The 24,438-nt window shown below is 62.7% G+C and carries 28 protein-coding genes; 14 read left to right on the top strand and 14 right to left on the bottom strand.

Annotated elements, in window-relative coordinates; translation table 11 throughout:
* Positions 1 to 3: 3 nt before the first annotated feature.
* Positions 4 to 327, bottom strand: a complete 324-nt coding sequence (locus tag Q0877_RS00820) for a chorismate mutase (RefSeq protein WP_299165104.1) — start codon at positions 325 to 327, stop codon at positions 4 to 6.
* 147 nt (positions 328 to 474) lie between these two features.
* Between Q0877_RS00820 and Q0877_RS00815 the strand changes: the two genes are divergently transcribed.
* The 3 genes from Q0877_RS00815 to Q0877_RS00805 all read left to right on the top strand — a co-directional run bounded on the left by Q0877_RS00815 (position 475) and on the right by Q0877_RS00805 (position 2,565).
* Positions 475 to 732 carry a mycoredoxin gene (locus Q0877_RS00815; protein ID WP_299165102.1) on the top strand — a complete coding sequence of 86 codons (258 nt, stop codon included), beginning with the start codon at positions 475 to 477 and terminating at the stop codon, positions 730 to 732.
* 118 nt (positions 733 to 850) lie between these two features.
* Positions 851 to 1,936: an S-(hydroxymethyl)mycothiol dehydrogenase gene (locus Q0877_RS00810; protein WP_299165100.1), complete on the top strand. Its 1,086-nt coding sequence runs from the start codon at positions 851 to 853 to the stop codon at positions 1,934 to 1,936.
* Entirely contained in the window at positions 1,936 to 2,565 is a 630-nt protein-coding gene (locus Q0877_RS00805; RefSeq protein WP_299165098.1) for an MBL fold metallo-hydrolase, read from the top strand. The genes Q0877_RS00810 and Q0877_RS00805 overlap by 1 nt, the downstream gene beginning before the upstream one ends.
* A gap of 13 nt (positions 2,566 to 2,578) precedes the next feature.
* Here Q0877_RS00805 and Q0877_RS00800 read toward each other — a convergent pair whose 3' ends face one another.
* The 6 genes from Q0877_RS00800 to Q0877_RS00775 all read right to left on the bottom strand — a co-directional run bounded on the left by Q0877_RS00800 (position 2,579) and on the right by Q0877_RS00775 (position 8,891).
* Entirely contained in the window at positions 2,579 to 3,787 is a 1,209-nt protein-coding gene (locus Q0877_RS00800; protein WP_299165097.1) for an alcohol dehydrogenase catalytic domain-containing protein, read from the bottom strand.
* Between the two features lie 61 nt (positions 3,788 to 3,848).
* Positions 3,849 to 4,616: a lipoyl protein ligase domain-containing protein gene (locus tag Q0877_RS00795; RefSeq protein ID WP_299165095.1), complete on the bottom strand. Its 768-nt coding sequence runs from the start codon at positions 4,614 to 4,616 to the stop codon at positions 3,849 to 3,851.
* Between the two features lie 14 nt (positions 4,617 to 4,630).
* A complete protein-coding gene (locus tag Q0877_RS00790) occupies positions 4,631 to 5,659 on the bottom strand; it encodes an aldo/keto reductase (protein WP_299165094.1) in 1,029 nt (342 codons plus the stop codon).
* A gap of 48 nt (positions 5,660 to 5,707) precedes the next feature.
* Positions 5,708 to 6,103, bottom strand: coding sequence for a DUF427 domain-containing protein (locus Q0877_RS00785; protein ID WP_299165093.1), 396 nt, complete (start codon positions 6,101 to 6,103; stop codon positions 5,708 to 5,710).
* A gap of 73 nt (positions 6,104 to 6,176) precedes the next feature.
* Entirely contained in the window at positions 6,177 to 6,953 is a 777-nt protein-coding gene (locus Q0877_RS00780; protein WP_299165091.1) for a thioesterase family protein, read from the bottom strand.
* Positions 6,954 to 6,989: 36 nt separating this feature from the next.
* The gene (locus Q0877_RS00775; RefSeq protein ID WP_299165090.1) at positions 6,990 to 8,891 is read right to left on the bottom strand and encodes a glycoside hydrolase family 15 protein; all 1,902 of its coding nucleotides are present in this window, start codon (positions 8,889 to 8,891) and stop codon (positions 6,990 to 6,992) included.
* 182 nt (positions 8,892 to 9,073) lie between these two features.
* Here Q0877_RS00775 and Q0877_RS17080 point away from each other — a divergent pair, with 182 nt between their 5' ends.
* Genes Q0877_RS17080 through Q0877_RS00765 form a run of 3 tightly spaced genes read left to right on the top strand, consistent with a single transcriptional unit; the run spans position 9,074 to position 10,672 of the window.
* On the top strand, positions 9,074 to 9,439 hold the full coding sequence (locus Q0877_RS17080) for a hypothetical protein (protein ID WP_367182100.1): 366 nt from the start codon (positions 9,074 to 9,076) through the stop codon (positions 9,437 to 9,439).
* Between the two features lie 5 nt (positions 9,440 to 9,444).
* Entirely contained in the window at positions 9,445 to 10,302 is an 858-nt protein-coding gene (locus tag Q0877_RS00770) for an MFS transporter (RefSeq protein WP_367182099.1), read from the top strand.
* A gap of 10 nt (positions 10,303 to 10,312) precedes the next feature.
* The gene (locus Q0877_RS00765; RefSeq protein ID WP_299165089.1) at positions 10,313 to 10,672 is read left to right on the top strand and encodes a metalloregulator ArsR/SmtB family transcription factor; all 360 of its coding nucleotides are present in this window, start codon (positions 10,313 to 10,315) and stop codon (positions 10,670 to 10,672) included.
* A 41-nt stretch (positions 10,673 to 10,713) separates the two neighbouring features.
* Here the strand turns inward: Q0877_RS00765 and Q0877_RS00760 are convergent, their stop codons facing one another.
* Entirely contained in the window at positions 10,714 to 12,171 is a 1,458-nt protein-coding gene (locus Q0877_RS00760; RefSeq protein ID WP_299165088.1) for a YdiU family protein, read from the bottom strand.
* A 186-nt stretch (positions 12,172 to 12,357) separates the two neighbouring features.
* Between Q0877_RS00760 and Q0877_RS00755 the strand changes: the two genes are divergently transcribed.
* Positions 12,358 to 12,558 (top strand): hypothetical protein, encoded by a 201-nt coding sequence (locus Q0877_RS00755; RefSeq protein WP_299165087.1) that lies wholly within the window; start codon positions 12,358 to 12,360, stop codon positions 12,556 to 12,558.
* Between the two features lie 21 nt (positions 12,559 to 12,579).
* On the opposite strand, the gene Q0877_RS00750 is transcribed toward Q0877_RS00755, so the two are convergent.
* Positions 12,580 to 14,022, bottom strand: coding sequence for an MFS transporter (locus tag Q0877_RS00750; RefSeq protein ID WP_299165255.1), 1,443 nt, complete (start codon positions 14,020 to 14,022; stop codon positions 12,580 to 12,582).
* A 189-nt stretch (positions 14,023 to 14,211) separates the two neighbouring features.
* Here Q0877_RS00750 and Q0877_RS00745 point away from each other — a divergent pair, with 189 nt between their 5' ends.
* From Q0877_RS00745 to Q0877_RS00725, 5 genes are read left to right on the top strand one after another with little or no spacing between them, the layout of a single operon-like run.
* Entirely contained in the window at positions 14,212 to 14,922 is a 711-nt protein-coding gene (locus Q0877_RS00745; RefSeq protein WP_299165086.1) for a histidine phosphatase family protein, read from the top strand.
* Positions 14,923 to 14,940: 18 nt separating this feature from the next.
* The gene (locus tag Q0877_RS00740; RefSeq protein WP_299165085.1) at positions 14,941 to 15,492 is read left to right on the top strand and encodes a DUF3090 domain-containing protein; all 552 of its coding nucleotides are present in this window, start codon (positions 14,941 to 14,943) and stop codon (positions 15,490 to 15,492) included.
* Positions 15,492 to 16,259: an SCO1664 family protein gene (locus tag Q0877_RS00735; protein ID WP_299165083.1), complete on the top strand. Its 768-nt coding sequence runs from the start codon at positions 15,492 to 15,494 to the stop codon at positions 16,257 to 16,259. Before Q0877_RS00740 ends, Q0877_RS00735 begins: the two co-directional genes overlap by 1 nt.
* A gap of 31 nt (positions 16,260 to 16,290) precedes the next feature.
* Positions 16,291 to 16,509, top strand: a complete 219-nt coding sequence (locus Q0877_RS00730) for a DNA-binding protein (RefSeq protein WP_299165082.1) — start codon at positions 16,291 to 16,293, stop codon at positions 16,507 to 16,509.
* A gap of 33 nt (positions 16,510 to 16,542) precedes the next feature.
* A complete protein-coding gene (locus Q0877_RS00725; RefSeq protein WP_299165081.1) occupies positions 16,543 to 17,280 on the top strand; it encodes a DinB family protein in 738 nt (245 codons plus the stop codon).
* A 44-nt stretch (positions 17,281 to 17,324) separates the two neighbouring features.
* Here the strand turns inward: Q0877_RS00725 and Q0877_RS00720 are convergent, their stop codons facing one another.
* Positions 17,325 to 18,509, bottom strand: coding sequence for a hypothetical protein (locus tag Q0877_RS00720; protein ID WP_299165080.1), 1,185 nt, complete (start codon positions 18,507 to 18,509; stop codon positions 17,325 to 17,327).
* Between the two features lie 125 nt (positions 18,510 to 18,634).
* On the opposite strand from Q0877_RS00720, the gene Q0877_RS00715 reads away from it, so the two are divergent.
* Positions 18,635 to 18,991 (top strand): YciI family protein, encoded by a 357-nt coding sequence (locus tag Q0877_RS00715; RefSeq protein WP_299165079.1) that lies wholly within the window; start codon positions 18,635 to 18,637, stop codon positions 18,989 to 18,991.
* 69 nt (positions 18,992 to 19,060) lie between these two features.
* On the opposite strand, the gene nrdF is transcribed toward Q0877_RS00715, so the two are convergent.
* The 4 genes from nrdF to nrdH all read right to left on the bottom strand — a co-directional run bounded on the left by nrdF (position 19,061) and on the right by nrdH (position 23,064).
* Complete coding sequence (nrdF, locus tag Q0877_RS00710; protein ID WP_026543732.1) at positions 19,061 to 20,035, bottom strand: class 1b ribonucleoside-diphosphate reductase subunit beta; 975 nt, start codon at positions 20,033 to 20,035, stop codon at positions 19,061 to 19,063.
* Positions 20,036 to 20,171: 136 nt separating this feature from the next.
* A complete protein-coding gene (gene nrdE, locus Q0877_RS00705; RefSeq protein ID WP_299165078.1) occupies positions 20,172 to 22,322 on the bottom strand; it encodes a class 1b ribonucleoside-diphosphate reductase subunit alpha in 2,151 nt (716 codons plus the stop codon).
* Positions 22,319 to 22,777, bottom strand: coding sequence for a class Ib ribonucleoside-diphosphate reductase assembly flavoprotein NrdI (gene nrdI, locus Q0877_RS00700; RefSeq protein WP_299165076.1), 459 nt, complete (start codon positions 22,775 to 22,777; stop codon positions 22,319 to 22,321). The genes nrdE and nrdI overlap by 4 nt, the downstream gene beginning before the upstream one ends.
* Before the next feature lie 41 nt (positions 22,778 to 22,818).
* Complete coding sequence (gene nrdH / locus Q0877_RS00695) at positions 22,819 to 23,064, bottom strand: glutaredoxin-like protein NrdH (RefSeq protein WP_299165074.1); 246 nt, start codon at positions 23,062 to 23,064, stop codon at positions 22,819 to 22,821.
* A gap of 356 nt (positions 23,065 to 23,420) precedes the next feature.
* Here nrdH and Q0877_RS00690 point away from each other — a divergent pair, with 356 nt between their 5' ends.
* Complete coding sequence (locus Q0877_RS00690) at positions 23,421 to 24,356, top strand: LysR family transcriptional regulator (protein ID WP_299165073.1); 936 nt, start codon at positions 23,421 to 23,423, stop codon at positions 24,354 to 24,356.
* Positions 24,357 to 24,438 lie beyond the last annotated feature (82 nt).

The raw sequence follows: 24,438 nt of genomic DNA, 5'->3' as shown, positions 1-24,438 counted from the left end.
CGCCTACGGCTCCCTGCGGACCTTCAGTTCGAACTCGATGAACGCATCGATCATGGACCGGTAGGTTCGCTCAACGACGGTGGGGTCCACGTCGAGTTTTTCAGCGAAGCTCCGCACATTCGCGATGACCTGCTCCACTCGGGCAGGTGCGCGAACCGACTCGTCGTCGTCCTTCAGGGAGCCGGCCCTGCGCACGAGCCGCTCGCGCCGGGAAATAAGGCCGACCATCTGCTCGTCGACCTCGTTGATGGCGATGCGGACGGCCTTCAGCTGTTCGGCGTGCACCGATTCGGACTTCGGGCGCTCGGGCGTCTGGGGGCTTGGCATACGCCGAGACTACGCGAGGGCCTGCTCTCCGGCGTCGTTGGTTACGGCGCCGCCCGGGAATGGACCTCGCAGCGTGGACGTTACATCTGCGACAGAAATGAACCCATTGCGAGCTCGTCGAGGCCGCGAAGCATCAAAAGGAGCACTGTGGATTACACACCCGCTGCCGGCACCATCACCATGTTCAGCACCACCTGGTGCGGATACTGCCGCAGGCTCAAGTCGCAGCTTGATGCGCAGGGGATCGGCTACCAGGAGATCAACATCGAAGAAGTGGAAGGTACCGCGGAACTGGTCGCCTCACTCAACGGCGGAAACCAGACCGTACCCACCGTCATCTTCCCCGACGGCAGCACGGCCACCAACCCGTCGGCGTCCGAGGTCAAGGCTCGCGTAGCCGTCTAACCCCTCGTTCATTTGGCAGGACACGCCCCTTATCCGCTCGGATAAGGGGCGTGTCCTGCTTTTTCAATGTCGATAAGGTGGAGACATTCCCCCACCCCCAAGGATAAGGACTGTCTCAATGGCACATAGCGTCAAGGGCGTCGTCGTAATGGAGAAGGATGCGCCCGCCACTGTCGTCACCATCAGTGTCCCTGATCCGGGACCGGGTGAGGCACTTGTCGACATCCTGACCTGCGGCGTGTGCCATACCGACCTCCACTACAAGCAGGGCGGCATCAGCGATGACTACCCGTTCCTGCTCGGTCATGAGGCAACCGGGGTTGTCAGTGCTGTCGGTCCCGACGTGACCAACGTCGAACCCGGCGACCGCGTCATCCTCAACTGGCGCGCGGTCTGCGGTCAATGCCGCGCCTGCCTCCGCGGAGAGCCGCAGTACTGTTTCAACACCCACAACGCCACGCAGAAGATGACTCTTGAGGACGGCACGGAACTCTCCCCCGCCCTCGGTATCGGCGCATTCGCGGAAAAGACTCTGGTGGCTTCGGGGCAGTGCACCAAGGTGGATCCTGATGCTGATGCTGCGGCGGTGGGCCTGCTCGGCTGCGGAATCATGGCGGGCATCGGCGCAGCCATCAATACCGGAAACGTCCGGCGCGGAGACTCCGTAGCCGTCATCGGCTGCGGCGGTGTGGGCATTGCCGCCATCGCCGGCTCGAAGCTGGCCGGCGCAACCCGGATCATCGCGGTGGACATCGACAACTGGAAGCTGGAGCTCGCCCGCGGACTGGGCGCCACCGACCTGGTGAACTCCAAGGAAACCGATCCGGTCGAGGAGATCCGCAGGCTCACCGACGGTAACGGCGCCAATGTGGTGATCGACGCCGTCGGCCGGCCCGAAACGTACAAGCAGGCGTTCTACGCCCGCGACCTCGCCGGCACCGTTGTACTGGTCGGCGTCCCCACGCCGGACATGACGCTCGAACTTCCCTTGCTGGACGTCTTCGGCCGGGGAGGAGCGCTGAAATCCTCCTGGTACGGCGACTGCCTTCCCTCACGCGACTTCCCCATGCTGGTCAGCCACTACCGGCAGGGCAATCTGGACCTGGACGCTTTCGTCACCGAGCGCATAGCGCTTGACCAGGTGGAGGACGCCTTCGCCAAAATGCACGACGGCGTGGTGCTGCGTTCGGTGGTGGAACTCTGATGGGCGCGCGTATAGACCATTTGGTCACCTCCGGCACATTTTCCCTGGACGGCGGCACGTGGGAGGTGGATAACAACGTCTGGATCATCGGCGACGACTCCGAATGCATTGTCATCGACGCTCCCCATGACGCCGGCGCCATCGAGGATCAGATCAACGGACGCCAGGTCCGCGCGATCCTGCTGACGCATGGCCATGACGATCACATCCGTGCCGTAGGAGACCTCTTCGACCGAGTACGTGCGCCGATCCACCTTCACGCCGAAGACCGTATGCTCTGGGACGATGTGTACCCGAATACCGCTCCCGGGGCGACCATCGCCGACGGCGACACCTTCAGCGTCGCCGGAGTTACCCTCCACGCGATTCATACACCCGGACACTCGCCGGGCTCGGTCTGCTTCTACCTGCCCGACGCCGGCACCCTGTTCAGCGGCGACACCCTGTTCCGGGGCGGGCCGGGAGCAACCGGACGCTCCTACAGCGATTTCCCCACGATCATCGATTCCATCCGAACCCGCCTACTGACGCTCCCGGCCGACACCGTGGTAAGGACAGGCCACGGCGATTCGACGAGCATCGGGGAGGAAGCTCCGCACCTGGAAGAGTGGATTGCTCGCGGGCACTGACTGATTCAGTCGCCTACCGGACGTCGAGGACTGTCTTGAGCCAGCCCTCTTCCCTGCGATCGAAGGTACGGTAGGCGTCCACCGCATCGGGTACCTGTTCGTGCTGGGTGATGAACCGGGTGGGATCGAATACCCCGGAGGCGACGAGGTCCACGAGCGGTGGGGCCACCGACTTGTGGTTGCAGTTGCCCATCCGGATAGTCAGGTTCTTGTTCATCGCCTGCCCGATGGGAAAGCTGCTGAGCTGGGGTGGATAGACGCCGATGATGCCGATCCGGCCATTCTTGGCCACTGTCTCCACAGCCCACTGCGCGGCTTGGCTGGGCGCATCGCCGGGCACCCAGTTATCTCCCTGGACGTTGGTTTTTGGAGCAACCTGGCCGACTTCCTGCTCGAACTGCTCACGCTCCTCATCATCCGGAACTGCAGGACCGGACGAGGGGCTCTGCGCGTCTACCCCGACCGCATCGATCACCGCATCCACCCCGCCGCCGAGTGTTGCCTCCTGCAGCACCTGCACCGGATCATCGCGGTTGAAGTCAATCACTTCGGCGTTCTGTTCCAGTGCGGTAACCAAACGGGTTTCGATGCCGTCAATTGCCCACACGCGGGCCGCGCCCTGCCGGAAGGCCGAAGCAATGGCGAGCTGACCGACGACGCCGGCACCGTACACGGCTACGGTGTCCCCCCGGCGGATGCCCGCCAGCTCAGCACCGAACCATGCTGTGGGAAAGATGTCGGAGAGCAGGATTGCCTGATCGTCGGAGACGTTGTCAGGAATCGGAACCAATGTGTTGTTGGCGAAGGGAACACGGGCGTACTCTGCCTGCAGGCCGTTGATTGGTCCCGTTGTCTGGGGTCCGCCGAAGAAACAGGTGCCGGCCTGCGGGCCGTTGGGGTTGGACACGTCGCATTGGGCAGTGTGTCCCCTGCGGCACTGCGGGCAAACCCCGCAGGACATGGTTGAACAGATGATCACCCGGTCGCCTGAGCTGAACCCGCGCACGCCCCTGCCGGTTTCCTCGACGACGCCGACGGCCTCGTGACCCAGAATGGTGCCTTCCTGCATACCCGCCATAGTGCCGCGCACGAAGTGGAGGTCTGTTCCACAGATTGCGCTGCGTGTGATCCGGACGATTGCATCATTGGGATCCTGTACCGTCGGATCGGCGACCTCGTCGAGGCGGATGTCGCCCTCTGAGTGCCAGACAACTGCTTTCATGGTCCTGCTCCTTCCATCTGCGTTGGAGGTGAACTACGGCGAAGCGCCGCTCACCGCCACGCTACGGCGATCGGCGGGTGGCCACAAGGGAAGCAGGCTTACTAACAGACGGGAATTGCGCTTCCGGACGAGCAGCACTCTCATAGGCGGCTACGACAGCGCGTGCCACGGCCTGCACCGTCACGCCGGGCACCAGATCTTCTGCTGCTCCTGCAGTAGACGGTTCCCACGGAAGTTCCAGCGCCGAATACGTCGCTTCGAGGACTGATCGGATCGGTGGCGAGTCCTCCACCACAATCACCGAGGAAAAAAGCCACGCGCCCGAGATAACCCGCTGCGCTGTGCCGACCAGCTTCACCGATCGGACGCCGTCCACCCCGTGCACGCTGAACTCACCGGGGCAGTATTCGCCCGGGATCTCCCCCAACCGGGCATCCACGCCGACCCCGCGCAGCGCATCCGCAAGTAGCGCGCCAAGAACACTGAAGCGCGCGCGGGAGGCTGCGACGGCGTCGTCATGCGGTTCGATGTGATCCACAATCAGGCAGCCCTGGTGGTAGGCAGCAGCCCGGCCTCCTGCCTTCCGGACCAGCGGTTCGAAGCCGAGGGCCCGCGCCGCGGCCGTTGCTGCCTCATAACCCGGCAGGCGGGTGTCCCGTTGCCCGAACGCGACAGTGGGCTGCGGCCGGTAGAGCCGAAGGGTGGGTTCAAGATCACCGCGAGCGGACTCGCGGAGAAGGTCGAGGCCGCGCTCCATGTCCGCAGCAGCTCCGTTCGAGGTTTCGTGCAGGATCTGCAGGTGCCCCTCCGACCAGGGACGAGCAATCATGTACGTCAGACCCCTCAGCGGCCGCCGTTGATGTTGCGGCTTCGCTGTTCCACGCCGGGGGTTCCGTACGGATAGTCGGCGAGGTCCGGGGCACTGACCTCGGAGAGGCGGGCCACTTCCTCCTGGCTCAGTGTGAGCGTCGCCGCCTGAAGGTTGTCGGCGAGCTGCTCGGTGGTCCTTGCACCGAGGATCACCGAGGTGACAGCGGGCTGCTGCGCAACCCACGCCAGCGCCACCTGGGATGCGCTGACCCCGCGTGCTTCCGCAATCCCAAGCACGACGTCGATAATCGCCCAGGTGCGCTCCTGCCCGTTCCGCTTTTTCCACGCCTCCATGCCGCGCTCGGGGTTCTCACCGAGCCGTGTTGCGCCCTCGGGCGCAGTATCGCGCTTGTACTTGCCGGTGAGCCAGCCCCCGCCCAACGGGGACCAGGGCAAGAGGCCCAGACCTGCGTCGAGCGCTGCCGGGACAATCTCCGACTCGATTCCACGCACCAGCAGGCTGTACTGCGGCTGGAGGGTGACCGGCAAATCCCAACCCCGTTCCTTCGCAATACCTACGGCCTTGGTGAGCTGCCAACCGGTGTAGTTGGAGAAGCCGTAATAGCTGATTTTGCCGGCGCCGACGGCGTCGTGCAGGAATCCGAGCGTCTCCTCCAGCGGAGTATGCGGATCCCAGGAGTGCATCTGGTACAGATCAATGTGGTCCACATTGAGGCGCTTCAGCGAGGCGTCCAGCGCCAGCCGCAGGTGCCTGCGGGAAAGACCGAGATCGTTGGGGCCCTTCCCCATCGGGAATCGGCCCTTGGTAGCGATGATCATGTCGGAAGCAAACGAGCTCTTCGCCAGCCAGCGTCCGATGATTTCCTCGGAGGCCCCGGCGGTGTAGACGTCTGCGGTGTCGATGAGGTTACCGCCCGCGTCGGCGTAGTCGTCAAGAATGGCATGCGACGTCGCTTCGTCGGCCTCCGCGCCGAACGTCATCGTGCCCAGCGCATACGCCGAGACCGCTGTACCGCTGCTGCCAAGGTTTTTGTACTCCATTAGTACTCCCTAGTTTTGTGGATCGTTACGTGCTGCTGCTTCGGTTGCTCAGTCGGTGACGGTTACGCCGCGCCAGAACGCCACGTGGTCCCTGATGTTCGCTGCGGCTTCCTTGGGCTCCGGGTAGGTCCACGCGGCGTCGGGGTTGCTCTGGCCGTCGACCTCGAGGGTGTAGTAGCTCGCTTTCCCTTTCCAGGGGCACGTGGTGTGCATGTCGCTCGGTCGCAGGAACTCGTCCTTCACGCTTCCCTTCGGGAAGTAGTGGTTTCCCTCCACCATCTCGGTGGAGTCGGATTCCGCAATTACCTGATTGTTCCAGACTGCCTTGGGCATGATGTCCTCGTTCTTCCTGCGACCGCTCAGCGCCGGATGTGCTGTGAGCGCGGTTACACAGTTGGCCAACGACGACGGTGCCCGCTCCATTCCCCGCGGCCCCCATCCCACCCGTTGAGTTGTCAGGACACGCCCCTTATGGCCGCGGATTAGGGGCGTGTCCTGCCAACTCAACGGGGGGGGGTTAGAGCTTGCGCAAAGTCAGTATCTGCTCACTTCGCCCAAATGGTCCGTCGAGGTCATGGAGGACAGACGACGTCAGCCCGATCCCATCCCGCCCGAAACTCACCCGGGTATCGAGACCGAGCCACTCTCCCGTGGGCTTGCGGTGAAGGTGCACCTGAAGGTCGACATTCGGGAACGCCCAACTGCCGGCGCCCGGAGGAACCCGGGTGGCGATGCCGTTGGCCGTGTCGATGAGCCCGATGAGCCGCGTGGTATCCGATACCGCTTCGCCCTCCACCAATGGATGCGGCGTGCGCAACCAGACCCTGCCCCGGCCGGGGCGATGGCCCGCGACCTTGCGGACTTCGATCGACTGGATATAGCCGCCCGGCCACTCTGCAACGGCATCATGGTCCTCGCCGTCGTCCGGGCCCGGCATGAACTCATCCTCAAGCGCTGCAACTTCGGACGTACCACTGGTGACCAGCCGCCAGGCGCGGGCGCGGATTGCTGTCCGCCCGCCGTGGTTCATCTCCGCCTCAAGCAACTCGATGGTTCGCCCCGGCCGTACCATCCTGGTTGCCACCTCGACGGTATCCAGCGGGATAAGGCCGAGGATCTCGTACGAAACCCGTGCCATCTGCAGCTCTGCACGCGGCTGGAACTGTTCAAGGCAGTGAGCCAGCAGTCCCGAGGCCGGCGCCATGTGCTGCTCGTGCGCGTTCCAGGCCCCCTGTGCGTGAACCGTGGCTTCGAACAGACCTTCGCCGAGCGGTCGGTAATAGGAATCTGCCATGGTCTGAGTAAACACGCTCCTGAAGGAAATGGTCGCTTAGGGCCGGACCCGCGCCCTGTTGACAGCGTCTGAGGCACGGATAAAGCCTAGATGACTGAACGCCTGGGGGAAGTTGCCTGCCAACCGCCCGCTAACCGGATCGTACTCTTCCGCGTACAGGCCGAGGTCATTCGCGTAGCCGGTGAGCCGGTCGAGCAACGCCGTTGCATCTTCCGTACGGCCGCTGTCCGCATACTGCTCCACAAGCCAGAACGTGCAGATCAGGAATGGATATTCGTGGCCCTCCAGGCCGTCGAGGCCGGACGCGGTGCGATATCGGTGCAGGAGCCCGTGCGCATCCTGCAATTGCTCCTCAATGCGGGCGACCGTACCGAGCATTTTAGGGTCATCGCTGGCCACAAAGCCCGTGTGAGGCAGTTGCAGCAGGGACGCGTCCACTTCATCGTTCGAGTACGTTTGCGTGAACGAGTTGAGTTCGGGGTTGAATCCGCGCTCCATAATCTCTTCCCGGAGCCGGTCCCGGATTTCCTCCCATCGATCTGCAGGCCCTTCCAGCCCGTGCTGCCGCACTGCCCGGATACCCTGGTCGAAGGCGGCCCACATCATCACACGCCCGTGGACGAAGAACTCTGCTTCCCCGCGCATTTCCCAGATTCCATGACCTTTCCGGTCAAGGTTCTGCTCACAGAAGCGCAGCAGATTCTTTTGCAGTCCCCATGAGTACTCTCCCTCGGCCGCCCCGGCGTCCCTCAGCGCGGCGAGAGCGAGCATGACTTCCCCGACGACGTCGGCCTGGTACTGACCCACGGCCCCGTTCCCGATTCTTACCGGCTTTGAATTCTCGTAGCCGGGCAGGTGGTCCAGTTCGCTTTCCGGAAGCTGGCGCTCGCCGGCGATGCCGTACATGATCTGTACCTGATCCGGATCTCCGGCCACCGCACGCAGCAACCAGTTGCGCCAGTGCAGCGCACCTTCGGTGAAGTCATGCGCAATGAGCGCCTCGATGGTCAGGGCGGCGTCCCGGAGCCAGGTGTAGCGGTAGTCCCAGTTGCGCGACCCGCCAAACTCTTCAGGCAGGGATGTGGTGGCCGCGGCCACGATGCCGCCGGTTCTGCCGTGGGTGAGGGCACGCAGCACCATCAGCGAGCGCAGTACGGCCTCGTCATGTCGATCGTGTACTTCAACCCGGGAGGACCACTCCGTCCAGTAGGCAATCGTCGCTTCCAGAGCTCTGTCTGGGTCTGCTGCCGTTGGCAGTCCCCCGTGCGACTGGTGCCAGGTAAGCACCCAGCTTTCGGATTCTCCGGCTGCAAGCGGAAGGACGCCGCTCAGCCGGTTGGAGACGGCACCCTGGTAATCGTCTGCGTGGCCCTCCGCGGAGGCTTCGTGGCGGTCCTCCATGCCGGTCTGGGGTTCTGTCAGTTGAGCCTCATGCGGGTGCAGCAGCGGTCCGGTCAACAGCAGCGCATCCGGCCCTGCAACCGACAGCAATCCGCAGGAGCCGACTTTCTCGAGATCGACCCGCCGGGTCCAGGGCCTCGCCCGCGCATAGTCAAATCGGATGCGCAGGTCGTGCTCCACTTCCACGGTTCCCTCGACGCACTCCACCCGGCGCACCAGGTCAGACTGGTCGTCGCCGGGCGGCAGGAAGTCGGTAACCACCATCTTCCCGGTGGGCGTGCGCCAGGTCGTTTCCAGGACGAACGTACGCGGCAGATACCGTCGGGAAACCACCTCGCCGTCCGAGGCGGAAACCTTCCACCTGCCGTCTTCCGGGGATCCCAGCAGGGCAGCGAAAACCGAGGGGGAATCGAAGCGGGGGAAGCATAGCCAGTCGATACTGCCGTTCCGGGATACCAGCGGCCCCGTACTCAGATCGGACAGGAGTGCGTAGTCCTCCAGCGGCGTGGACGCGTGCTTGGCAGGCTCATCTGTCATCTCCCCATTCAATCAGCAAGCTTCCTACCATGCATGAGCCCCATAGGAATGCCGAGGCTGAGCTGGAAGTCCTTGTCCGGGTGCGCCAAGACAGCTGCGCCGTGCGCTTGATTATTGTCAATGTTTCGTCTGCGCACTCGCAATGTGTGCACACTTGCGCACTCAAGCGCTACATTGGTCTCATGCTGACAGTTCTACGCGTGGCTGCCTATCGCATTCTCTTCTCCGCGCAGGTGATCGCGCTTCTTGGCACGGGTCTGCTCACCGTGGCCCTCGGCCTCCTCGCTTTCGATCTCGCTGCAGGACGGGCCGGGGCGGTCCCGGGCACGGCACTGACCATCAAAATGCTGGCCTATGTGTTCGTCGCGCCCGTTATGGCCGCGGTCGTCGAGCACCTTCCCAGGAAAGCCGTCCTGATAACGGCTGACCTGATTCGTGCAGTAGTTGCCCTGATGCTGCCGTTAGTCGACCAGATGTGGCAGGTCTATGTCTGGTCTTCGTGCTACAGGCGGCTTCGGCTACCTTCACCCCCGCGTTTCAGTCGGTAATTCCCGTGATTCTGCCGCGGGAGCGCGACTATACGAAGGCGTTGTCCCTCTCACGACTGGCATACGACCTCGAATCGCTGGTGAGCCCTGTTCTCGCAGCTGCGCTGCTGGTGATCATGAGCTATTCCAATCTCTTCATCGGCACCGTGGTCGGGTTCGTCATCTCTGCCCTGCTGGTGCTGGCCGCGCGGCTACCTGCTTCCCCACCGGCAGCCCGGACCGGCTCCCTGCTCCACCGCACGGCCCTGGGATCGCGGATCTTTCTGCGGATACCTTCGCTTCGTGGGCTCCTGGCCCTGAACCTCGTTGTGGCGTGCGGCACCGCGCTCGTCCTCGTGAATACCGTCGTTTACGTCCGGGACCTCTACAACGGCACCAACGCAGGGGTGGCAATCGCACTGGCCTGCTATGGCGCCGGATCGATGGCTGTGGCATTGACGACGCCGGCACTGCTGGAACGCTTGACGGACCGCACCGTGATGGTTGGCGGCAGCATCGTGGTGGCCGCGGGCATGGGCGCTGCCGGAGTCGTCGCGATGATGCAACCACCGTGGGCACTGATGCTCCTGCTGTGGGCGGTTCTTGGTGCGGGCACCTCGATGATCAACACGCCGTCCGCGAGGCTGCTGCGCCGCGCGGCCAGCGATTCCACCCGCTCCTACCTCTTCACCGCGCAGTTTTCCCTTTCGCATGCCTGCTTCATCATCACCTACCCGGTTGCAGGGTGGGTTGGCGCCGCCGCGGGCCAACCGGCCGCAGCCTTCATCCTTGCGGCGCTCGCTACACTTGGTGCCATCGCGGCTTTGCGTCTTTGGCCTGCCGACTCTCGGGCCGATCGGGCAGCAATGTCGTTTGCCGACTAGGAGTGCACTGTTGAGCGAGGAACCGACCGGCCCGCACCCAAGCCTGATTCACCCGAACGAGCCGGATGAAGCACGGCTCGATGTCGGTGCCGCCCTATTCCGGATGCTCGCCGACCCTACCCGCCTGAATATTCTTTGGCTGCTCTCCCAGGAATCCCGCGATGTCAGTTTCCTGGTCGAACGCACCGGCGCAACCCGAACGTCCGTGAGTCAGCATCTGGCCAAACTTCGCTTCTCGGGTCTGGTGACCACCCGGAAGAACGGACGCAACGTGGTCTACAGCATCGCAGACGGCCATCTTGCGCGGCTGGTGAGGGAAGGCCTCAACCATGCTGATCACCGTGTCACCGGCGAGCCGGTACACGACTGAGCGCACTGTTCCTCCTCAAGTCAATCGGGGCGCTGCGAAACTCAGGTGCCGCAGAAGGTCCGGTAGGAGCCGAAGTCGTCGGGCGCTCCCGCGGCGTAACGCTCGAAGCCTTCTCGCTCCTCAAACGGTGCCGTTACAGCCGCGAGAAGATTGCCCAACGGTTCCAGGTCACCGTCGACGGCGGCGGCAAGTGCTTCCTCCACGAGGTGGTTCCGAGGGATATAAATCGGATTGACCCGGTCCATGGCCTCGGCGGAGGGCTTCAGGGCAAGCCACTCCCCCAACCAAGCATCGAACCGCGCCGTGTCCGTGAAGAAGTCGCGGGCAGGCTCCGCATTTCCGCGCGCTGCAGTGCTGAGGCTGCGCAGAAAGGACGTGTAGTCCACCTGGCTCTCCTCCAGCAGTGTCAGGAGCTTCCCGGCCAAAGTGGCCGCGTCGTCGTCGTCGTTCTCCAGGCCCAGCTTGATCCGCATCCCGGCAGACCATTCAGCACTGTACTGGGAGGGAAAGGTGCCGATAGCTTCTTCGGCGAGCATGACGGCTTCGTCCTGGTTTTCATCAAGCAGCGGCAGCAGCGCCTCGGCGAAACGGGTGAGGTTCCAATGGGCGGCGGCAGGCTGGTTGGCGTAGGCGTAGCGGCCCATCGTGTCGATGGAGCTGTAGACGGCGGAGGGGTTGAAGGCGTCGATGAAGGCGCAGGGACCATAGTCGATCGTCTCGCCGGAAATCGTCATGTTGTCGGTGTTCATGACCCCGTGCACGAACCCCACCAGCATCCACTGCGCGACCAGCGACGCCTGCGCGCTGATGACCGACTCGAGCAGTGCGAGGTACCGGTTGGGTGCCTGCGCAGCCTCGGAATAGTGGCGATCGATAGCGTAATCCGCGACTTGGCGCAGGAGTTCGATGTCGCCGGTCGCCCGGGCGTACTGGAACGTACCGACACGGAGGTGACTGGCAGCAACCCTGGTCAGGAGGGCGCCGGGCAGAAGCTCCTCGCGCTGAACGGGTCGGCCGGTAGCGACGACGGCGAGCGAACGGGTAGTGGGAATGCGAAGCGCATGCATTGCTTCGCTGACTATGTATTCGCGAAGCATCGGACCGATGGCGGCAAGCCCATCACCGCCACGCGCGAACGGCGTGCGGCCGGAGCCCTTGAGGTGGATGTCGCGAAGTCCTCCATCGGAATCCGCTACTTCGCCAAGCAGGAGGGCACGTCCGTCGCCGAGCCGGGGGCTGTATCCGCCGAACTGGTGCCCTGCGTAGGCCTGGGCGACGGGGGTTGCTCCTGCCGGAACAAGGTTGCCGGTGAGCAGACCGGCGCCGTCGGGAGTGCGCAGATAGCCGGAGTCCAGACCGAGCTCCGCTGCAAGCTGCTCGTTCAGCACGAGCAGTTCCGCTTCAGGCACGTCGGCAGCCTGCCAGGCCACGCCCATCTCGGGCAGGTGGCGGGCGAAGTGGTTATCGAGGGTGATGGCTGGCGCAGTAGAAACACTCACCCTATGGACAACCGCGATTCTGCCGCGGTTGTTCCCTGCGTCCGGGTGTCTGTGCCTGCGTCGGGATGTCCGATCCCCGCCTCCTATTCGTTATCGCTTTCCGCTCCGGCCGGGCGTATGTTGGGACTATGTCGGCGAGGGCCGTCCGCCCGGAGCCGTTGAAGCGGTACGGGAAAGGAGCCGGATATGTTCAACCTCCGTCGAAAGGGCACCGCGTTCGAGCGCAAACAGGCCGCTGCCGCATCTGCCCATCAAAAGGACTTCCGCGAGGGCTACGTCCACGTCCACGGAAGTGAGAAAAAGGCAGACGAGTTGGCGATGCGCGCCTACGGCGACAAGGACGGTGACGGCAAGCCGGACGTGCCGTTCATGCCGTTCCCCGGTTAGCAGCTTCTCCACCTCAGGGCGTCACGAAAGCTCCGTCAACTTAGCGCCGGAGTCTTCTGTCGCTTTTGCTTCCCGTTCTTCTGCTGCTGCCCGCGCATACGACGCCGAGACGCGCCGATAGACCGGCGTCAGGAAGGCGAGCAGCGCGGCCACGATCAGGATGATGCCGGCTATCAGAAACACCAGCGCAATGCCCCGTGAGATTCCCTCGCCCAAGAGCGGTGCCAGCTGTGCGCTCCCCTCCGCCGAGCGCGCATAGGGAATGATCCAGAATTGAGCCAGTGGAGCGATGAGGAAAGCTGTGATCGGGGCAGCCGCACTCTCAACCGCCATCGCAAATCCGAACACCCGACCCTGACGCTGCAGAGGCACTACACGCTGGATGACCGTCTGTTCGGCTGCCTCTACGAACGGCACCAGGGCAAGGTAAAGCCAGATGCCTGCGATATACAGCCACGGCCACTCCCGCAGCGTGAACCCTGCACCCAGGATGCCCATAATAATGACCGCAATGAGCATGGTGCGGAGCGGATTGGGCCCGAGTCCGAACTTGCCGATCAGAGCGCCGCCCACAATGAATCCGGTAGAGCCCACCGCGAACAGAATCCCCCACAGCTCGACGGGGAACATCTCCAGGCCATACGGATCCATCAGCGCCATATAGACGCCGCCAATGAAATTGTTGAAGGTGGAAAAAAGAACCAGGGCGAACAGCCCGGCAACGGCCATTACGGCCGCGAGGGCGCCTCGGAGGTCGAATCCCCCGTGCGCGTCGGTGGTTGCCGCGCGGACCTCCTCCGGCATCCGCAGCGTGAGCAGGTGCGCGAACGCCAGCGCGGTGAGCACCAGCGCCACGGCGATAGTCCAGCCCATGCCGAGTAACCCGACCGACAGTCCCGAAAGCACCGAAGTGACGATGAACATGAGTCCCTGAACCATGCCCACCAGGCCGTTGGCATTGGCCCGCCGGTCCGGCTCAATGAGAATGGTGACAGTAGTGGACAGTGCGATATTGCGCATGTTCTCGACCACTGCCCCGATCAGGATGACAAGGGTGAAGACCCAAAACCAGGGCTGCGTCAGGTCCAGCAACCAGGGCGTCGGTATGACCAGGAACATCGCGCCCGACAGAGCGAACATCACCAGTGTGAAGGCCGCGGCGAAGCGCATTACGGCCAACTTGCGGTAGCGGTCTACAAAGGTGCCGAAGCTGATGCTGGAAACTGCGATCAGCAGCATGTAGGCGCCGCCGACCACTCCGGTAGCAATGACGTTGCGGGTTTCCAAATACACCCAGAACGTCAGCGCGAACCACAGGTAGCTGGTCGTGATGTTGGCTAGGGCCGTGTTGACCAGGATCTCGGCGAAGGTGCGGGATCGCTGTTCCGGGCTCCTTAGAGACGTGTCAACTGCGTCTGGATCAGCCAGACGCGTGCCCGTGACGTCTTCGGCCGGCACGGACATGCCGCCCTCATCCGGAGGCAGACCCATGCCGTCGTCATTCGCGGCGGACCTGAGCGAAGCAGGTTCCTGCTCGGTCATGCGTCCAGTGTACTGAGAGGACCACCGCGCAGCACCCCCTGAATTGTGCGCTTCAATCGCTAAGCCAGTGGCGGCGAACCCCACCGTCGGTGCGATGGTTAAGCTGGGTGGATGGCGACAGTTCTTCTCGTGCGGCACGGGCGCACCACAGCGAATGCTTCCGGACTGCTGGCCGGAAGGGCCGATGGCGTCAGCCTGGACCAGACCGGCCGCGACCAGGCGGCGCTGACCGCTGACCGGATTGCGGCCGTGCCGATCATCGGCGTGGTGTCGAGCCCTCTCGAGCGTTGTCAGCAGACCGCCCAGTTCATCCTCGATCGCCAGCCCCGTACCTTCCACGTGCCGCTCGATATCAATCTTGATGCCTGTCTCACTGAGTGCGATTACGGCCAGTGGCAAGGACGCACTCTCACCGATCTCGCGACGGAGAATCTATGGTCGGCGGTTCAGTCGCAGCCGTCCGCCGTCACTTTTCCGGGCGGCGAATCCATGTCCGCCATGCAGGCGCGGTCGGTCGCGGCGATTCGACGCCACGATGCAGCTTTCGAGGCCGAACACGGACCAGGGGCGGTGTGGGTAGCGGTAAGCCACGGCGACATCATCAAGTCGATCCTCGCCGACGCGCTCGGCATTCACCTCGACCTTTTCCAGCGCATCAGTGTGGGCCCGGCCTCGGTATCGATCGTGCACTACGGCGCCAGTAGGCCGACAGTCCACGCGACGAACACCGACGCCGGGAATCTTTCGTGGCTGGCGAACACCGTCAAGTCCGAGGATGCAGCGGTGGGTGGTGGCGCAGGGCACACAGCGCCACCAGCGTGATGAGCCTAAAATAGTCCCATGCCTACAACTGTGCACGAGTTCGCCTGGCCAGACCGCGTCGTCGTCGGAACCATCGGTGTCCCGGGGCAGCGCACGTTCTACCTGCAGGTGCGCACGGGGAAGCAAATCGTGAGTATCGCGCTGGAGAAGCAGCAGTCGGCCCAGCTCGCCGAGAAGATCGACGAGATCCTCGACCAGCTCGTAACGCTCGATGGCAACCCCTTCAGCGTTCCCACAAGTACTCCCATCGAACTCGTCGACAACGATCAGCTCGAGCCGGTTCAGGAGCAGTTCCGCACCGGTGTCATGGGCCTGGGGTGGGACCCGACGACGGCGCAGGTCGTCATCGAGGCCTACCCTCTCACGGACATCGATCCTGGAGACGACGGAGTCCTTGATGGCGACGACGTTAACGCGTCCGAAGTGCTGCGGGTGCGCATGCCGGTCGGCACCGCCCGTGCTTTCGCCAAGCGCACCCGGGAGATTGTCGGTGCAGGGCGTCCAATCTGCGTGCTCTGCGGTCAGCCCATCGACGCCGACGGGCACACCTGCGCCCTTCCCGAGGCCTGATGCCGTCAACCGACCTGGTGACCGCCGAACTTACTCTCACCGGGCGCATCACGACGGCTTCGAACGCGACGTTCCTGGGCAGCATCGGCGGTGCGGCAGTGGTCTACAAGCCGTTGGCGGGCGAACGTCCGCTCTGGGATTTTCCCGACGGCTCCCTGGCCCACAGGGAGGTAGCCGCCTACCTGGTTTCGGAGACTCTCGGCTGGCACATCGTGCCGCGCACCTGGCTTCGCGATGGTCCATTCGGAGAGGGGATGGTGCAGCTCTGGCAGGAGACGGACCCCGACCAGAACGCCGTTGACCTCGTTCCGACGGACGACGTGCCGGAAACCGGCTGGAAACAGGTCCTCGAAGGTCAGGACGAAAAGGGACGGATGGTCGCCCTCGTTCACGAGGACACACCGGCGCTGAGACGCATGGCCGTGTTCGACGTCGTGGCCAACAACGCTGACCGCAAGGGCGACCACATCCTTTCCATGAGCGACGGACGCCGACACGGCGTGGACCATGGGCTCACCTTTCACAGCGACCACAAGCTGCGCACCGTGCTGTGGGGGTGGGTGGGCGACCCGCTGACCACCGAGGAGATCGAAGGCCTCGATCGTGTCAGTGAAGCACTTCACAGTGAGCTGGGCCGTGACCTGGCTGACCTCCTCACAGCCGAAGAGATTGCCGCGCTCGCCGCACGCTGCGCCCGCTTGCGCACGGCAGGGCGGTTTCCCGCCCCAAGCGGACAAATGTCGGCGGTACCCTGGCCGTTGTTCTAGTGTGCTCTTACGACGCGGGTGAGGAGACGGTATGACCGACGAAAGCGAAGCGTCCCGCGACCGAGGCCCGACCTTCGACGGGGTGAAAATCGGGCGGCCGGCCGTCGGCGCCCTGATCGAGGCCGGCTATAAGTCGCTGCTTGACCTGCCCGCGAACATCGATGACTTGAAGAACGTTCATGGCGTCGGGCCAAAGGCTCTCAAGCTTTTGAAGGACGCACGAACCGCAAGGAATCGTCCCCTACCGTAGCTTTCAGCGCCGCTTCACCGCAGAATGAGGGCCATGACGACATACTTCGGCACGAAGGAATTCGAAGGCGCAGCCTTCGTCAAGGCAAGTTTCAGGGGCGCCACTCTGCGATTCTCCGATGTCAGCGGCGTGTCGATGCGTGGGGTCGACGTGGACGGACTCGACATCGACAGCCACGACCTGTTCTTCGGCAGCCTGTTCGTCAATGGGGTCGACGTGGTGCCGCTCGTAGACGCCGAGCTCAACCGGCAGTTCCCGGGCCGCGAGTTGCAGAAGGCGCAAACACCCGAAGGTCTGCGGGAGGGGTGGCGCGCTGTGCAGTCCGCGCGGCAGGAGACTGTGCAGGCCACGCCGCCGGACCTCGTGGACACCCATGTAGAGGACGAGTGGTCTTTGTCTCAAACCCTGCGGCACCTCATTCTGGCGACCGACGCTTGGCTCGGCGGAGGGATCCTGCGGAAGAAGCAACCGTTCCATGAGATCGGACAGATATTCACCGGTGCCGCTGAGATGGGTTTCGATATGTCGATCTTCCGTGTGGACCCGCCGAAGTACGAGGAGATCCTCGCGGTTCGAGCAGAGCGACAACTGCAGGTAACTGATTTCCTGGCCACGGCCACGGCGGATCTTCTCGCGGAGGAACGCGAGGATCCATGGGGCGGCGGTGACTGGCGTCCCAGCGTCGGTGACTGCATTCGCGTGATCCTGGAGGAGGAGTGGGCACATCTGCGCTACATCCAGCGGGATCTCGCTCGAATTCGAAACCAATGAGGGCGGCGACAAGGCTACCACCGCGTGTCGGGTCTCCGCTGGTCCTAGATGTCGAGAAGGCCGTTTCTTGCGGCGGATCGACGTGGGACCTTTCCCGTATAAAGGTCCTCCTCGAGGTGAACGGTGGTGTACGCCCATTCGCGCGGGTGCCCGACGTCGTTGAACACGCGGTAGCGTCGGCGCAGGCGGAGGTTCGGCACGGTGCTGTGCTCGAACGAGACGACGATCTCAGTAGCTGGCCAGGTGCCTTCTTCGCTGACGCTCACATTCCGGTAGTCGCTGGGCTCGAGGCGCGGTGACGGATGATCGCTGGTCCACACGATGTTTGGTTCCGCGAGGGTTTCGAACTGTTCACGGAGCTTCGCGATAGCACCAGCGCGCGCTTCCTCGCTGAGGTTGCGCAACGGCCACGCAGCGCATTCAACGCCATCTAGCTCGAGGCGGTCCTGCCATTGAGCGGCGGCGGCTTGCTGCCGCTCATATTCTTGTTCCCACGTCGCTTCATCGTCGCCGGGTGCAGGTTGTGAAGGGAGCTGCTCTGTGTCAATCTTTTCGGGCAGCCCGTCGGCAACGTCGATAACGACCTGTTCCGGCTCGTACACGACGTTCCACCCGCGATCGTCGCCGAGTGGGACTTGCCGTGGCCCGGTAGAAAAGTACTGGAGCGTCAGAGTGTCCTGGGCGAGACTAACGCGGTGCACGAGGTGATCGAACCGGATCACGGTCCGTTCCCCGCTGGCTGAGATCCGTACGAGCTCAGTTGCGGGAGTCGGCAATGGCGGGCCCGGCTCATCATTCAGGGTGTCTTCATCGGACGCCGCTTCCGTTGCGCTCTCTTCGGAATCCGGCGACTCCATCCACGCCGATGCGTCCCGTGGGTCACCCACCCACAAACCGTGGTCATCGACACCCACCGGCCGGCCTTGCCCGAGATCACACGCCGCCGTGACACCACTCGGAGTGACGAAAACAGCCGCACGCTGCACCAGATAATCAAGGCCTTCTGTCTCTTCAGACTGGTAGACCACCCACGCCCCTGTCGATGTGGGCAAGAGCTGCACCTCGCCGATCGCGCGGTCCGGCAACGGAGCGTCGGGCCAGGTGACCCACCTGACAGTCGAATCCTCGTCGATCACCGCTGCAACGGGCCGTTCCGCGTCCGGCACGGTTACAGTCCTACCAATCACGACGGCGCCGAGAGGTATCAGCGGGTCACGGGGCATCATCACCGGCCAATGCTACAACGGGCATCCGCCCAAACGTACAGATCCAACGCCAGTATCCCGGCCATCAGAGCCTGATGGGATTTCACAGTACCTTTGGACCTATCCCATTGACTCGATGAAGGATTCCGATGCCGCAATTCGCCATTCTTATTTACGCCGATGAGTCCCTCCACGCCCTGGAGGCAGCAGAAGCTGAACTGGAGGAGAACGACCAGCACGCCCGCGACCTCCAAGCCTCAGGGTCCATGAACCTCGCGTACGCTCTCACACCCCGCGCGGCCGCAGTGTCCATCCGAAAGGCCGGCATGACAATGGGTCCCTTCGTCCAAGCTGACCAGTTTGTGGCAGGCTTCTACGTCCTCGAGGCCCCTGACCTCGACGCCGCAATTGCCCTCGCCCGGCTCAACCCGGCAGTACGCACAAGTACTGGGGGCGTCGAAATCCGTCCCGTTCACAGTGGAGGAATCACGACCAACACCATGTGAAAGACACACGGAGCGGGTCCGTCCAACCAAACAGAACCGCCCGAATCTCCCGAATCTCCCGAACGAAACCTAGAAGTCCCAGTCCTCATCTTCGGTGTTGACTGCCTTTCCGATGACGTAAGACGATCCCGACCCGGAGAAGAAGTCGTGGTTCTCATCCGCGTTCGGTGACAGCGCCGACAGGATCGCCGGGTTCACGTCCGTCACTGAGGACGGGAACATCGCCTCGTAGCCCAGGTTCATTAGCGCCTTGTTGGCGTTGTAGTGCAGGAACTTCTTGACGTCCTCAGCCAGGCCGACGCCGTCGTACAGGTCGTGTGTGTACTGCACCTCGTTTTCGTACAGCTCGAAGAGCAGTTCGAAGGTGTAATCCTTGATTTCCTGGCGCTTCTCCTCAGAAACCTTCTCGAGGCCCTTCTGGAATTTGTACCCGATGTAGTACCCGTGAACGGCTTCATCGCGGATAATCAGGCGGATCAAATCGGCTGTGTTCGTCAGCTTGGCACGCGAGGACCAGTACATCGGCAGGTAGAAGCCGGAGTAGAACAGGAAGCTCTCCAGCAGCGTGGAAGCGACCTTGCGCTTCAACGGATCGTCACCCTGGTAGTAATCCATGACGATATGGGCCTTCTTCTGAAGGTTGACGTTCTCGGTGGACCACCGGAACGCCTCGTCGATCTCCTTGGTGGAAGCCAGCGTGGAGAAGATGGAGGAGTAGCTCTTGGCGTGCACCGATTCCATGAATGCGATGTTCGTGTACACGGCTTCTTCATGCGGGGTGATCGCATCGGGGATCAGTGAGACGGCGCCTACGGTGCCCTGAATCGTATCGAGGAGTGTCAGGCCGGTGAACACGCGCATGGTGAGTTGCTGCTCCACCGGGGTCAGGGTGTTCCACGACTGGACATCGTTGGATAGCGGCACCTTCTCCGGCAGCCAGAAGTTGTTCACCAGGCGGTTCCAGACATCGACGTCTTTGTCGTCCTGAATACGGTTCCAGTTGATCGCCTCAACGTGCGACAGCAACTTAACCTTCTCGGTCATCGTGACCCCTTGTCCCATTCGGTCGAACTGCCCGTCAAGGGCGGTGAGTTTCAGATACAAATGTACGACGACGGCGGGCCGGCTTCTTACGCGGCGGCCCACCGACGTCGTCGTTGCTTTTAGTTGCCTCTAGCCACTAAAGCATGCAGCTAACGCAACCCTCCACCTCCGTGCCCTCCAGCGCGAGCTGGCGGAGACGGATGTAGTAGATGGTCTTGATTCCCTTGCGCCAGGCGTAAATCTGCGCCCTGTTAATATCGCGGGTGGTGGCGGTGTCCTTGAAGAACAGCGTCAGCGAAAGGCCCTGGTCTACGTGCTGGGTTGCGGCGGCGTAGGTGTCGATGACCTTCTCGTAGCCGATCTCATAGGCGTCCTGGTAGTACTCCAGATTGTCGTTGGTGAGGTACGGCGCCGGGTAGTACACGCGTCCCAGCTTGCCTTCCTTCCGGATCTCGATCTTCGACGCCACCGGGTGGATGGACGAGGTTGAGTTATTGATGTAGCTGATCGAGCCGGTCGGCGGCACGGCCTGCAGGTTCTGGTTGTAGATGCCGTGCTCCATGACCGACGCCTTGAGCTCACGCCAGTCATCCTGCGTGGGGATGTGCATGTTCGCGAACAGTTCCTTGACCCGATCGGTCTGGGGAACCCATTCCTGATCGGTGTACTTGTCGAAGAACTCGCCTGTTGCGTACTTCGACTTCTCGAAACCGCCGAAGGTCTGCCCGGTTTCCTTCGCCAGCAGGTTTGATGCCCGCACCGCGTGGTAGACCACCGAGTAGAAATAGATGTTCGTGAAGTCGAGGCCTTCTTCGGAGCCGTAGTGGACACGCTCACGGGCGAGATACCCGTGGAGATTCATCTGACCGAGCCCGATGGCGTGCGACGCGTCGTTTCCCTTGGCGATGGACGGCACCGAGGTGATGTGGGACATGTCCGAGACCGCCGAGAGAGCACGGATGGCAGTTTCGATGGTGCTGCCGAAATCGGGAGAGTCCATCGTCTTCGCAATGTTCAGCGAGCCCAGGTTACAAGAGATGTCCTTGCCGGTGTCGGCGTAGGACAGGTCGTCGTTGTAAGTGGTGGGCTGCGAAACCTGCAGGATTTCCGAGCACAGGTTCGACATGATGATCTTGCCGTCGATCGGGTTGGCCCGGTTTACGGTGTCTTCAAACATGATGTACGGGTAGCCGGACTCGAACTGGATCTCCGCGAGGGTCTGGAAAAACTCGCGGGCCTTGATCTTGGTCTTCTTGATCCGGGAATCGTCGACCATCTCGTAGTACTTCTCGGTGACCGAGACGTCGGAGAACGGCATGCCGTAGACGCGCTCAACGTCGTAGGGCGAGAACAGGTACATGTCCTCGTCCTTCTTCGCCAGCTCAAACGTTATGTCCGGTACGACGACGCCGAGCGAGAGCGTCTTGATACGGATCTTCTCGTCGGCGTTCTCACGCTTGGTGTCGAGGAAGCGGTTGATGTCCGGATGGTGCGCGTGCAGGTACACCGCACCGGCACCCTGGCGGGCACCCAGCTGGTTGGCGTAGGAGAAGCTGTCTTCGAGGAGCTTCATCACGGGGATTACGCCGGAGGACTGGTTCTCGATCTGCTTGATCGGTGCGCCGACCTCGCGGATGTTCGTCAGGGCGAATGCCACGCCGCCGCCGCGCTTGGACAGCTGCAGTGCAGAGTTGATGGAGCGCCCGATCGACTCCATGTTGTCTTCGATGCGCAGCAGGAAGCAGGACACCAGCTCGCCGCGCTGCCGCTTGCCGGCATTGAGGAAGGTCGGCGTTGCCGGCTGGAACCGGCCCTCGATGATCTCATCCACCATGCGGGTGGCGAGTTCCTCGTTGCCGCGGGCGAGGTGCATGGCAACCATGCAGACTCGATCCTCGTAGCGCTCCAGGTAACGCTTGCCGTCAAACGTCTTCAGTGTGTACGACGTGTAGAACTTGAATGCGCCCAGGAAGGTCTCGAAGCGGAACTTCTTCCCGTACGCACGCTTGTACAGCTCACGGATGAAGTTCATTGTGTACTGGTCGAGGGTTTCCCGCTCGTAGTACTCATTCTTGACGAGGTAATCGAGCTTTTCCTCGAGGTCATGGAAGAAGACCGTGTTGTTGTTGACGTGCTGCAGGAAGTACTGGTGCGCGGCTTCCCGGTCAGCCTCGAACTGGATCTCGCCGTTCGGACCGTAAAGGTTGAGCATGGCGTTGAGCTCGTGATAGCCCAGGCCCTTGAAGCGCTCGGGAAGTGCGGGTGCTTCTGTTTCAGCGACTGTCATGTCCAAAACTCTTCCAATCCTTGGGTTACCCGGCCAACGTCCTCCGACGTGCCCATAAGTTCAAATCGATACAGAACGGGAACACCACATTTTGCCGCAACGATATCTGCGGCAAGGCAATAGGTGTCCCCGAAGTTTGTGTTGCCTGCTCCGATCACGCCGCGAAGCAGTTGGCGGTTGCCCTCAACGTTGAGGAACTTGATCACTTGCCTGGGCACGGCGCCCTGGCCGCCGATCCCGCCATAGGTGGGCAGAACCAGTACAAACGGGCTGAGCGCCCGTAGCGTGTCGTCCTTGGTGAGGAGCGGAATGCGTGCGGCTCGGACCGGCAATTTGGTGACGAACCGGTGGGTATTGTCCGACGCCGACGAAAAGTAGATGAGCGATGCGTCAGTTTCCAACGGGTCCCCAATTGCCCGGCGCTGGGCACTTCGGCTGATGGTTGGTGTTGTCATGTCGACTACATCCGCCCTCGCGAGTGGGTAAAACGGGCAGCCTAGGCTACAGAGGTGACCGATCCCTGGGTGATTTCGTTGATCTTGTCAGGGCGGAAGCCGGACCAGTGGTCCTTCTCCGTGATGACGACGGGCGCCTGCATGTAGCCAAGCGAACGAACCCGCTCCAGCGCTGCCGGGTCCTGGGAAATGTCCACGCTCTGGTAGGCAATGCCCTTCTTGTCCAGGGCCCGATACGTGGCGTTGCACTGTACGCATGCTGGCTTGGTGTAAACCGTGACGGTCATGTCCCTGACTCCCCTTGTGAAGTGCTGTTATTCGGCCAATGTTGGTGGGCTGATTCCGCTCCTTGGACCGCCGAAACGGTGGATGCGGGAACTGCCTCGCCAGCAGGTGATTCGATATCTAGATACTACATCTAGTGCAACGCGGCGGCGCCGACCCCAAGATGATGTATTACAAGTATGTCATTTGCCGCTCGAATAGTCCACAGGGAATCCACATGCAGGAGGCCGTGGAAACGGCTGAACCGCGCGGTTTCGGCTGCCTTGATCCACAGGCTGTGGAGCGCTGTGCACACAGGAAAAATCGTGTGCGTGTCGCGCCTGCCCGGCGTGTCGGCGAGGCGTGAGAAGATGACGACGTGGTCAATCCCGTTCATCTGCGGACCCTGCTCGAAGTGATCCGGCACGGCTCCTTTGCGTCTGCTGCCACCCGGCTCGGCTACACGGCTTCGGCAGTATCGCAGCAGATGTCAGCGCTTGAACGGGACACCGGCGTCACCCTGTTCACGCGGTCCGCACGAAGCGCCGTGCCGACTGAAGCCGCCGTCGTCATGGCGCGCCACGCTACCAAGGTGCTGACGGACATGGACACCCTGATGGCATCTACCGCCAAGGCCGGCGCGGCGGTGACGCAAGAACTGCGGCTCGGGATCTTCCCCAGCCTTGCCACCTTTGCACTCCCCCGCCTTATCCGCACGCCGCAGTGGAAGCAGCTGGGCATCAACCTGAAAGTTTTCGTCGGCGAGCCGGCGCAGACCATTCACGGTCTGCGGACCGGAGGGGAACTTGATCTCGCCCTGGTGTTCCAGGTTGGGCAGGGCGGGTTGGCCTGGCCTTCCTCGGTGAACAGGCAATGGATCGGCGATGACAATTTTCGCGTTGTGCTTCCGGCCGCGTGGGGAATCGCAGAAGGTTCGGCTGTGTCAGCCGGACAGTTGGCGGATATGCCGTGGATCATGCACCACCCGGGAACCTCTGACGCCACCGTTATCGAAAGATTATTCGCCAGCTGCAACCTCCACCCGCATGTCGCGGCGTACTGCGATGACTTCAATGCCAGCCTCGCCATGGCTTCAGCGGGCATGGGCGCAGCGCTGGTGCCAGAGCTGGCAATGATCCGGGCGCCTGAAGGCATTGTCGCGCTCGACGTGCCCGAGATTCGCCTCGCGCGCAGCATCTTTGCCCTGCAAATCGCCGGCAAGCAGACCACTCAGGTGCGCCTCTTCATGGACCAGCTTGCGGACATTCTGAAAGACCGGCAGATTGCCCCGCGAACGAGCAGCCGCCCCGCATAACCTCACGCAATAAACACCGCTGGGTGCACAGATGAGCTCATCAGCGGCGAAGCCTGTTCATCTGCGCACCCAGCGGAGGGGT

The organism is uncultured Arthrobacter sp. (assembly GCF_947495145.1).
GTDB lineage: Bacteria > Actinomycetota > Actinomycetes > Actinomycetales > Micrococcaceae > Arthrobacter_D.
Note: the sequence above shows the minus strand (reverse complement) of the source record. Positions and strands in the feature narration are given on the sequence as shown.